At 53.2% G+C, this 250-nt stretch carries 1 protein-coding gene; it reads right to left on the bottom strand.

Annotated features, from left to right (window positions below; genetic code table 11):
* The coding region (locus R0J87_RS22945) for a class I tRNA ligase family protein (RefSeq protein ID WP_498889241.1) at positions 1–250 on the bottom strand (250 nt) is incomplete at both ends.

Raw genomic sequence — 250 nt, 5'->3', positions numbered from 1 at the left:
ACCAGCCGCGCGTCTGATCCACCCCCTCGGCAATAAAGTCGGCCGGGAAGTTTTTCTTGAATTTATCTTTATTCTCAAACGGGTAGTGCCACTGGGCGAAAGGCATGGACCCGGAATCGAACCAGACATCCAGTAGATCCGGGATGCGATGCATCGTGCCCCCGTTGGGACCTTCCCACGTAATGTCATCAATATAAGGGCGGTGCAGATCAATCTCTTCATCATCGGACAGGCCGGCCTTCTTTTTCAG

Source organism: Halomonas sp. SIMBA_159 (assembly GCF_046536035.1).
GTDB lineage: Bacteria > Pseudomonadota > Gammaproteobacteria > Pseudomonadales > Halomonadaceae > Vreelandella > Vreelandella venusta_A.
Note: the sequence above shows the minus strand (reverse complement) of the source record. Positions and strands in the feature narration are given on the sequence as shown.